General features: G+C 68.2%; 6 protein-coding genes and 2 pseudogenes. 2 read left to right on the plus strand and 6 right to left on the minus strand.

The window, feature by feature from the left end:
* The 4 genes and pseudogenes from ON23_RS22570 to mca form a co-directional block, all read right to left on the minus strand.
* Positions 1 to 213: pseudogene (locus ON23_RS22570) on the minus strand (esterase family protein); the annotation flags it as partial.
* Between the two features lie 81 nt (positions 214 to 294).
* Positions 295 to 5,748 carry an ATP-binding protein gene (locus ON23_RS22575; RefSeq protein ID WP_039780621.1) on the minus strand — a complete coding sequence of 1,818 codons (5,454 nt, stop codon included), beginning with the start codon at positions 5,746 to 5,748 and terminating at the stop codon, positions 295 to 297.
* Positions 5,749 to 6,072: 324 nt separating this feature from the next.
* Positions 6,073 to 6,438 (minus strand): hypothetical protein, encoded by a 366-nt coding sequence (locus ON23_RS22580; RefSeq protein ID WP_083904176.1) that lies wholly within the window; start codon positions 6,436 to 6,438, stop codon positions 6,073 to 6,075.
* Positions 6,438 to 7,355, minus strand: coding sequence for a mycothiol conjugate amidase Mca (gene mca, locus ON23_RS22585; RefSeq protein ID WP_039780626.1), 918 nt, complete (start codon positions 7,353 to 7,355; stop codon positions 6,438 to 6,440). Before mca ends, ON23_RS22580 begins: the two co-directional genes overlap by 1 nt.
* A 184-nt stretch (positions 7,356 to 7,539) precedes the next feature.
* Here mca and ON23_RS22590 point away from each other — a divergent pair, with 184 nt between their 5' ends.
* Positions 7,540 to 8,037 carry a DUF4307 domain-containing protein gene (locus tag ON23_RS22590; RefSeq protein ID WP_083904177.1) on the plus strand — a complete coding sequence of 166 codons (498 nt, stop codon included), beginning with the start codon at positions 7,540 to 7,542 and terminating at the stop codon, positions 8,035 to 8,037.
* A 276-nt stretch (positions 8,038 to 8,313) separates the two neighbouring features.
* Complete coding sequence (gene greA / locus ON23_RS22595; RefSeq protein ID WP_039780623.1) at positions 8,314 to 8,808, plus strand: transcription elongation factor GreA; 495 nt, start codon at positions 8,314 to 8,316, stop codon at positions 8,806 to 8,808.
* A gap of 132 nt (positions 8,809 to 8,940) precedes the next feature.
* Here the strand turns inward: greA and ON23_RS22600 are convergent, their stop codons facing one another.
* The gene (locus tag ON23_RS22600) at positions 8,941 to 10,089 is read right to left on the minus strand and encodes a cystathionine gamma-synthase (RefSeq protein ID WP_039780624.1); all 1,149 of its coding nucleotides are present in this window, start codon (positions 10,087 to 10,089) and stop codon (positions 8,941 to 8,943) included.
* Between the two features lie 103 nt (positions 10,090 to 10,192).
* A pseudogene (locus ON23_RS37020) lies at positions 10,193 to 10,380 on the minus strand (transglycosylase SLT domain-containing protein); the annotation flags it as partial.

The following is a 10,380-nucleotide window of genomic DNA, read 5'->3' on the forward strand; positions in this document are numbered from 1 at the left end:
GGGCGCCGGTCCGCCGCCGGCCGCGCAGATCACCCGATTCGTGATCACCCGGTCCATCGACGGCGAATACACATCCATCTCGACCGCCGCCGGCCCCAGCGGATGTTCGTCCACCACATGCGCCGCCGGGGCCGCCGCGGCCGAACCCGCCGCGAGAACACCCCCGGCGACGACCGCACACACCATTGCGAGAACTCGCGTGATTACCGTCACGACAAGGGACTACCCCATCATGATCATCGCAATGCGGCCGAACCCGTGACCGGCCGTGAACGGCCGGTCACGGGCGGGGAATCAGCCGAGACGCGCCTCGATCGCCTCGATGATGCGCGGCCGCAGTTCGCGGGCGCTGATCACCGCATCCACCGAGCCGACCTCGACGGCACGGTGGATGTTGTGCACCCGGTCGAACTCGGCGGCGACCTCACCCAGCTTCTCGGCGCGCACCTGCGAGCGGACCTCGTCGAGTTCGGCGGACAGCTCCGCACGCTCGGTACCGGACGCGTTCGCGACCCGCGACTCCAGTTCGCGCACCCGCGAATCCGAGGCGGTGCGGGTGTTGACGTCCCCGGCGAACACCACGGCCGCGGCCGGGGCACCACCGAGCACCGAGGCGAACGAACCCTCGAGCGCGAGCACGGTCATATTCGGGTTCAGCGCCTTCGAGAACACCACGAACGCACCGCCGTGGTAACGCGAGATCACGCAGAACACGATGGGCCCGCGGAAGTTCACGATCGCGCGGCCGATTTCCGCACCGTATTCGAGCTGCAACTTGCGCATCGACTCCGGCGAGCCGTCGAAGCCGGACAGATTCGCCAGCACCACCAGCGGACGGTTACCGCTGGCCGCGTTGATCGCGCGAGCCGCCTTCTTCGACGACCGCGGGAACAGCGTGCCCGCGGTGTAGGTGTCGGGTCCGTCGGTCGACGGGAAGCCGCGCCGCGGCACACCCCGCGATTCGATGCCCAGCAGGCAGACCGGAATACCACCCAGATGCGCGTCCTGAACGACGGCGGTCTCCGCGTCGGCCATACCCGCCCAGCGCTCCAGCACGGCGTGGTCCTGATCGGCCAGCGCCCGCATCACGGTGCGAATATCGAAGGGCTTCTTGCGATCCGGGTTCGCCGTCGCGGAGAAGATCTCGCCGACGGTCGTGAAATCGCTGTCGGGCACGGTGTGCGGGAAGGTGCACACATCGCGGTCGATCGGGTCGGTGGTCTGCGCGCGGCGCGGGCCCTGCTCCCCGGGGACGATGTAGGTGTGGTCGTAGTGCGACATCAGCACATCGCGAGCGCCGGCCAGATTCGGCGCCCAGTACTGCGCCTGACCGTTCGGGCCCATCACGCGGTCGTAGCCGCCGATGCCGAAGTTGTCCTCGGCCGACACACCACCGGAGAAGTCCAGCGCCTGCTTACCGGTCAGCACCATCGCCGAATCCGGGGTCATCACGAGAATGCCCTTGGTGTGCATGAGCATCGTCGCCTCGGCGTTCCAGTACGGCTGCGCGCCGACGTTGATGCCGGAGACCACGATGTTGATCTCGCCGCCGTCCTGGGTGAATTCGACGATGCGCTTGAGCGCCGCCGCCACCCAGTCCATGTTCTCCGTACCGGACTTCATCGAGATCCGGGCGCCGGAGGACAGCGCGTACCACTCCAGCGGCACCTGCATCTGCTCGGCCAGATCCAGCGCCGCGATCACCCGGCGGCATTCCGGCTCCGACAGTGCGCCCAGCGACTTGGTCGGATCGCCGAGCAGCACCACGCGGGTGATGCCCTCCGGATGCCGGTCGGTCGGCGTGGTCACCACACCGGCGACCATCGCCGCGGTGTTGCGACCCTTGGGCCGGTCGACCGGGACGAGGGCGTGTTCGGCGTCGAGGTCGTATTCGGCGAAAGTACCGAGCAGACCGGTCAATTCGTACGGATAGACGGTGCCGCGGCTGGCGGCCCGCAGCACCTTCTGGCGGTACTCGTCGAGCGGTTCGACCGGATCGTCGGTGCGCTCGCCGACGGTCACCTCGGTGCCGCCGGTGGCATCGAAACGGATGCGCACGACGATCTTGACCAGCTCACCGGTCTGCGCATCGGGCTGACGGGCGATGAGCAGGATCTCCTCCAGCCCGGCGCCCGCGGTGGCCGGTTCCACGCGACCGACGATGGTGTCCAGTTCGGCCCGGGACACATCCAGCGGCGGCCAGATGTAGAGCACGATCCGGTTGGTGTGGAAGCGCTTGGCGGAGGGCCGCCGCGACTGTGCCCGGCGGATGGAGTCCACGCAGGTCGCGACGGTGCTCTCGGCGGTCGGCAGTGACAGCAGCCGGCCCTCGTGATCGCGCAGCGCGGTCAGGTCGCGGACCTGGGCGAAGGCGATCAACCGCTCGTCGGCGGGGTTCTCCTTCGCGACCCCCCGGAACAGGTAGACCTCCTCGTCGGAGGACGGCAGCCGGGTGAGATCGAATTTGCGCAGGCGGCGCATCTGCATCCGCTCGGCGATGTAGGGGTGCAGGCCGCGGATCAACCGCTCCTCGGCCAGGCCGGTCGCCGACGGGCGGAAGGTGAAGTGGTGATGCATCACCGCGCCGTTGCTGCCCGCGACGGTGGCCGTGATCCGATTCACCTGGTTGGGCAGCGACCGAGCACCGAGCACTTCCTGCAGGGCGGCGGCCATCGCGTCGAAGTCCTCCGGCTGGTTCTCCCAGCCGAGGTAGATGTCGGCCTCGATGGAGGCGGCGCCACCGGCCAGTTCGGTGAGACCACTCAGCACCGTGTCGAGCGCGTCGAAACTGACGGCCGCGGAGACCAGATTCACACCGCGGCGTTCCGCGACCACGAAGGTGCAGCCGTCCACCTCCTGGGTGCGAACGTCGGTCAGGCCCTTGTTGCCGTAGTACCGCCGGGTCAGCACCTCGAGCATGACGGTGTTGTCGGGGTTGCCTCGCACCAGCCGCTGGGCCAGCAATCGCACCAGCGGTTCGGTGCTGCGCACCATCTCGGCGATGCGATCGGTGCGGTCGGCGGCATCCGGATGCGCGTCCAGATGGCTCAGATGCTTACGAACCGTGGTGTAGACGCGGGCGCGGTTGCGGCGCAGCAGCGGCTGGCCGTACCAGGCGTAGACCACACCACGGGTGATGTCGGCGATCACCGGGAAGCGCACCTGGGTGGCGGCCACCAGCCGCTCCAGCGCCAGGCCCACCGGTTCCCGCAGCACCCGATCCGGCACCGGCTCGCCCAGCCACTCGCGCAGCAGCGTGGTGACGACGGTGACCGTGTCGGACGGGCGCTGCTGGGCCAGGAAGATCCGGAAGACCGCGGCCTCGAGTTCCGGGGTGCGTTCCAGGTCGGTGACGCCGTAGTGCGCGAGCGCCTTCGACAGCTTGGCCCGGTAGGACTCCGGCAGTCCGGCCCGCTCGACGTCGAGGCTCTGCAGATAGGTGTGGAAGTACTCGCGGGCGCTGTGGACGTGGCCGTGGCCGGCGTCCTCACCCCAGAACTGGCTCAGCTCGGCGAGATCGGTGAAGACCTCGATCAGGTCCAGTTCCTCGGCGAGCGGACGGCGGTTGTCCGCGATCGCGGCGCGGCGCGCGGCCATGTAGCCCGCCAGCACACGTCCGCCGTCGTGCGGGTCGACGTCGAAACCGAGCAGCAGACCGCGCAGATCCTCCTGGCCGCGAACCGTGCGCTCGTGCGCCAGCACCTCGGTGGGTGCGGCGGGCAGGTCCAGTTCGACCGACTCGACCGCGGCGGCCTCGTCGGCCTGCTCGTCGTCGGCGATCGGTTCCAGCCGCAGCAGCGGCGCACCGGCCTCGACCTGCGAGCCGACCGAGACGCTGCATTCCTTGAGGCGCGCCTTGAACGGCGAGCGCAGCACGGTCTCCATCTTCATGGACTCGAGGACCAGTACGGGCGCACCCGCCTCGACCTCGTCGCCGACCTCGAGCGGCTTGGCGACGACCAGCGCGGGCGCCGGGGAGCGCACCACACCGCCCTCGTCACGGCTCACCCGATGCGTCACGCCGTCGACATCCACCACGTGGGTGGGGCCGTGCGTGCCGGTGACCAGCCGGTACCGGGTGCCGTTGACCACGATCTGACCGGTGTGCCGGTCGAAGCGCTCCAGATCGACGTCCGCGGTGGCGACCTCGCCGGCCGCCTCGATGCCGATCCGGAATCGGTGCGCGCCGACCCGCGCGACCCGCAGGCGGTAGCTCGCACCGCGCAGCTTCAGATCCAGCGGGCGGCCGCTCTCGTGCTGCACCTGCGGGCGCCCACCGGCGGCGGTGGACAGCAGCCGCTGCCGCTCGGCCCGCTCCTCTTCCTCGTAGGCGTCGATGGCCGCGGCGGCCAGGGCGACCGCGGTGTGCCGCTGGGCCACCAGCCGGCCCTCGCCGCGCACGCGATCGATCCAGCCGGTGTCGGCGCTGGCGTCGATGACCTCGGGCTGGTCGAGCAGGTCGAGGACGAAACTCTTGTTGGTCGCGCCGCCCTCGATGATCACGCGGGTCTCGCCGACCGCGCGGCGCAGCCGGCCCAGGGCTTCCTCGCGATCGCGGCCGTAGGCGATGATCTTGGCGATCATCGAGTCGAAGTCGGCGGGGATGGTGTCGCCCTCACTGACACCGGTGTCGACGCGGATTCCCGGTCCGGCCGGCAGATCGAGCAGGGCGATGCGGCCCGGCGCCGGAGCGAAGTCGCGGTCGGGGTCCTCGGCGTTGAGGCGGGCCTCGATGGCGTGCCCGCGTTCGGCCGGCGGCTCACCCTCGAGCCGTCCGCCCGAGGCCACGTGCAACTGGGCGCGGACCAGGTCGAATCCGGTGGTGTACTCGGTGATGGGGTGCTCGACCTGCAGGCGGGTGTTGACCTCCAGGAAGGCGAACAGTTCGTCGCCCGGGTGGTAGAGGAATTCGACGGTCGCCGCACCGCGGTAACCGACCGCCACCGCCAGCCGCTCGGCCGAGGCCTTCAGCTCGGCGACCTGCTCGGGACGCAGCACCGGCGAGGCGGACTCCTCGATGACCTTCTGATTGCGCCGCTGCACCGAGCAGTCGCGCACACCCAGCGCCCAGGCGGTGCCCTGCCCGTCGGCGATCACCTGAACCTCGACGTGGCGAGCGCCGGTGACCAGCCGCTCCAGGAAGACGACACCGCTACCGAAGGCGCGGGCCGCTTCCTGGCTGGTGCGCTCGTAGGCGTCGACGAGTTCGGCTTCGTTGGTGATGACGCGGATACCGCGACCACCACCACCGGCGGTCGCCTTCAGCATCAGCGGATAGCCGATGTCACCGGCGGCCGCGACGGCGGCGTCCAGCGTCTCGACCGCACCGCGGCTCCAGGGCGCCACCGGCACCCCGACCTCCTCGGCGATCAGCTTCGCGCCGATCTTGTCGCCGAGTTTGCGCATGGCGTCCGGGCTCGGACCGATGAACGTGATGCCGATGTGCTCGCACAGTTCCGCGAAGGCGGGATCCTCGGCGACGAAACCCCAGCCGACCCACGCGGCGTCGGCCTTCGTCGTCACCAGCGCCTTTTCCAGCGCCTTCAGATCGAGGTACGGGCGGGCAGAGGCCGGACCGAGGTCGTAGGCGATATCGGCCTCGCGCACGAACGTCGCGTTCCGGTCGACATCGGTGTACAGAGCGACGGTTTCGATCTGTCGCGCGGTCGCCGCGGCCAAATCTCGGACGGCGTGGATGAGGCGCATTGCGGCCTCACCCCGGTTCACGATGGCGATGCGGCTGAACACTCGCCGACTCCTTTCCACAGCGTAGGCCCGGTGCATGGGCAGAATTCGAGGTATCGCGGCTCCGCGTAGTGTGCACCTTTTATTCCACGAATGTGTACGCCGTGCAGGGTTACCCGCACGTATCGTGTGGGATCCCATAGGAGTCGTCCGGCCGATTCCCGCCGAAGCGCGGTAACGAGACATGCGCGACAGACCGCCGGATCGTATGACCCGGACAACATCGAAGCAGATCAGAGCATCAATCGAGGGCGCGGCCGGCAGCCGTCGCCGCTCCCGGATCGCGATCGGGCGGCGAATCGGCGACGGCGCGTCGAATCAGCGGATTCAGGACGCCTTACCGGAGGCCGGCGGCGGGGTGGACGGTCCCGAATCACCGCGGCCGGATCCGTTGGCCGCATCGTCGTGGGACTGCCGCGGCGCATCGCCGTCGGCCGCGTCGTCACCTTCTCCGGCGACACCGTGTTCGGTGCCCTCGTCGGCCTCCTGGTCCGGTTCCGGATGTTCGCGGGAGAAATCGGCGGGCAGCCTCTTGATGTGCTTGTTCATCGAGCGGATCAACAGCACCGTGCCGGCCAGCAGCACGAGGATGATCACCAAACCCAGCGGCGAGGCCTTGCCGAATTCCGGACCGGTCGGGTTCGTGGTGGTGTTCTGGGCCAGCAGCGCGGTCTGCGCGAACAACATCGACATCATCGAACCGTGCCCTCGACCGCCCGGTCGGCGACCAGATCGTCGGCGGCTATATCTTCGGCGTCCCGGATTCCGGCGAACAGGTCCGTCTCCGGGATCGCGGTGCGCACCCGGGTCCTGGCCAGTTCGAATTCCTCCGTCGGCCACAACCGCTGCTGCATCTCCAGCGGGATGGCGAAGAACATGCCGTTGGGGTCGATCTGCGTGGCGTGGGCGCGCAGGGCCTCGTCACGCTGCGGGAAGTATTTGCCGCAGTCGATCTGGGTGGTGACCCGCGACATCACATCGCCGTGTTCCTGCGCGGCCTTGCGGATACGTTCCATCCAGTCACGCATCGGGAACGGCTCACCGATCCGGTCGTACTCGTCGGCGAAGATCTCGAGGCGCTGCAGGCTGAAACCGTGGTTGTAGTAGAGCTTCAGCGGCGTCCACGGTTCGCCCGCGTCGGGGAAGCGCTCAGGGTCGCCGGCCGCCTCGAAGGCCGCCATCGACACCTTGTGGCACATGATGTGATCCGGATGCGGATAGCCACCGTTCTCGTCGTAGGTGGTCATCACATGCGGCCTGAATTCGCGCACCACCCGCACCAGGGCCTCGGTGGCCTCTTCGAGCGGCACCAGCGCGAAGCTGCCCTCGGGCACCGGCGGCAACGGATCCCCTTCGGGCAGACCGGAATCCACGAATCCGAGCCAGCGATGCTGTACACCCAATGCCTTCGCCGCGGCCGCCATCTCCTCGCGGCGGACGTCGTCGATGCGGTCGAGAATGCCCGGCACATCCATCGCCGGGTTGAGGATGGAACCGCGCTCACCCCCGGTCAGGCTCACGACGAGCACGTCGTCACCCTCCGCGGCGTATTTCGCGGTGGTGGCGGCACCCTTGCTCGACTCGTCGTCGGGGTGGGCGTGCACCGCCATGAGGCGCAGCGGCCGATCGAAGCTGCCGCTCACTTCTCGTTCACCTCGTTGCTCACCGTTTCACCTCATAGCCGTCCGCCGTGCCCGAGCGGCACGCGGGTGTCCGAACTGCATTCCCTATAGTTCCATCCGACGGTCTTTTGTTCCGACCTACCCCCTGATCGACCACGGGAGCAACCACATCATGAGCGAGGCGGCACCGCAGTCCGACCGGACCGATCCGGACGGGCGCACCGCCGACGCCGCCACCGGGGCGACGGCAGCGGGCAGCGATCGGGTGTCGAATCGTTACGGAACCGGTCCCGTGCGCAACCGCCGCTGGGTTCCGATCGCCCTGGGCATCGTGGTGGTGATACTCGGGCTGATCGTCGCCTATGTGGGTTATCGGCAGTACGGCCCCAAGGATATCGAGCCCGACCAACTCGGCTACGACGTCGTCGACGATTCCACGCTGACCGTGCACTTCAAGCTGACCCGCAAGAATCCGGAGCAGCCGGTGGTGTGCCTGGTGCGGGGCATGGACACCGAGGGCAGCGAGATCGGCCGCCGCGAGGTGCTGATCCCGGGCTCGGACAGCGGAACCGTCGAACTCACCACCACGGTGCGGACCACCGCCCGGCCCGCCAACGGCAATATCTACGGGTGCAGCGATCAGGTACCGGCCTATCTGAAGGCCGGCTGACACCCCTACATTCAAGCCTTCTACCTGCACATATCCAATTCGTGCTAGAATGGCGCGAACACGGTTCCGAACGCTCGGAGCCGTGTTTGCTGCATTGACGGCCAGCGCTGCCGGGTCCCGGGCACACAATGCCCGCGGCACCGTCGGGGTTCGAGGAACATCCCCCCGGATCGCTCTAGCCGTCGACTGTTGCTGTGCGCGGACACCTGCTCGCGCATCTGCGACGGGTATCACGGACCCCGGCACGCCGGGAACAACTACTAGGGAGTGATCGAGATGACTGAGACGCAAGTGACCTGGCTGACACCGGAGTCGCATGAGAGGCTCAAGAGCGAACTCGACGCGCTCATTGCCAACCGTCCGGTCATCGCGGCCGAGATCAACGAACGCCGCGAAGAAGGCGACCTCAAGGAGAACGGCGGCTACCATGCCGCGCGCGAGGAGCAGGGTCAGCAGGAGGCCCGCATCCGTCAGCTGCAGGAGCTGCTGAACAACGCCAAGGTCGGCGTCGCGCCGACCAAATCCGGTGTGGCGCTGCCCGGCTCGGTGGTCAAGGTCTACTACGACGGCGACGAGACCGATACCGAAACCTTCCTGATCGCGACCCGCGAAGAGGGCCTGGGCCAATCGGACCTGGAGACCTACTCGCCGAGCTCCCCGCTCGGCGGCGCCCTGATCGACGCGAAGGTCGGCGAGACGCGCGAATACCGCCTGCCCAACGGCAACATGATGAAGGTGACCCTGGTCAGCGCGGAGCCGTACCACAGCTGACGCGGGAAGGTGATCCGGCCGGGTGGGCAGCAGCCCGGCCGAACACCTGACATAGCTCCACCGACACGAACGGCCGCACCGAATTCGGTGCGGCCGTTCGTGTTTCAGTGTGCTCGGGCCGGTTCCGTCGGGTCAGCCCAGCGCTCGCTCCACGTCGGCGAGCAGATCGCCGATGTCCTCGATACCGACCGACAGCCGCACGAGATCCGCGGGCACCTCCAGTTCCGAGCCCTCGGTCGAGGCATGGGTCATCGCACCGGGATGTTCGATCAGCGATTCCACTCCACCGAGCGATTCGGCGAGCGTGAAGATCTTCGTCCGCGCGCAGAAGTCGTGCGCGGCCTGCTTACCACCGTGCAGCCGCACCGAGATCATGCCGCCGAAACGGCGCATCTGCTTCTGCGCCACCAGATTTCCCGGATGTTCGGGCAGGCCGGGATAGATCACGTGCGAGATCGCCGGGTGATCGGCGAGGTAGGCGGCGAGAGTTTCGGCGTTGTCGCAGTGCCGATCCATCCGCAGCGCAAGGGTTTTGATGCCGCGCAGAGTGAGGAAGGCATCGGTCGGACCGGGGACCGCGCCGGCGCCGTTCTGCAGGAAGGCGAAGGCGGCGTCGAGTTCGGCGTCGTCGGTGACCAGTGCGCCGCCGACCACATCGGAGTGCCCACCCAGATATTTGGTGGTCGAATGCAGCACGATATCGGCGCCGAGCAGCAGCGGCTGCTGCAGGTACGGCGAGGCGAAGGTGTTGTCCACCACCAGTTTCGCTCCGCCGCCGTGGGCGACATCGGCCAGTGCCGCGATATCGCCGACATTCAGCAGCGGGTTGGTCGGCGTTTCGATCCACACGAGTTTGGTGTTGGGGCGCAACGCGTCTCGCACCGCATCGGGATCGGATACCGGGGCCACCGAGTACTCGATCCCCCACTGCGTGAACACCTTGTCGATGAGCCGGAACGTCCCGCCGTAGGCGTCGTCCGGGATCACCAGGTGATCACCCGGGCGCAGCGTCGCCCGCAGCGCACAGTCGGTGGCCGCCATCCCCGAGGAGAATGCCCGCCCGTAACTCCCGGATTCCAGCGCGGCCAGATTCGCTTCCAGCGCGGCGCGGGTCGGGTTACCGGTGCGGGCGTACTCGTAGCCGCCACGCAGCCCGCCCACGCCGTCCTGGGCGAAGGTCGAACTCGCGTAGATCGGCACATTCACCGCACCGGTCTGCGGGTCGGGATCGAACCCGGCATGCACGGCTCGTGTGGAGAACCCCAGCTGATCGTCGGTCATGCGGACCAGCCTAGATCCGTGCCGTCGCGGCGCTCGCGCCGGGAACCCCCGGCCGTGGATCGATGTGAGCGGGGTCATGCCCGCCCGGAACGATCATCCCGGCTCAGTACGCGGAGTTGACGTTGTCCATCGAGCCGTAGCGGTGCGCTGCGTAGTTGCAGGCGGCCACGATGTTGGCGACCGGATCCCAGATGTCCCAGGAGGTGCCGTCGACGTGGTACGCCGCGAAGGTCGGGTCGATGACCTGCAGCAGACCCTTGGACGGGATGCCCATGGCGGCGTTCGAGTCGT

Source organism: Nocardia cerradoensis NBRC 101014, assembly GCF_000308535.1.
GTDB classification, from domain to species: Bacteria; Actinomycetota; Actinomycetes; order Mycobacteriales; family Mycobacteriaceae; genus Nocardia; species Nocardia cerradoensis.

Excerpts from the sequence above, each read along its gene's own strand:
- ON23_RS22580 (WP_083904176.1), bottom strand. The coding sequence starts at position 6,438 with ATGTCGATGTTGTTCGCGCAGACCGCGCTGCTGGCCCAGAACACCACC.
- mca (WP_039780626.1), bottom strand. The coding sequence starts at position 7,355 with ATGGCGGTGCACGCCCACCCCGACGACGAGTCGAGCAAGGGTGCCGCC.
- ON23_RS22590 (WP_083904177.1), top strand. The coding sequence starts at position 7,540 with ATGAGCGAGGCGGCACCGCAGTCCGACCGGACCGATCCGGACGGGCGC.
- greA (WP_039780623.1), top strand. The coding sequence starts at position 8,314 with ATGACTGAGACGCAAGTGACCTGGCTGACACCGGAGTCGCATGAGAGG.
- ON23_RS22600 (WP_039780624.1), bottom strand. The coding sequence starts at position 10,089 with ATGACCGACGATCAGCTGGGGTTCTCCACACGAGCCGTGCATGCCGGG.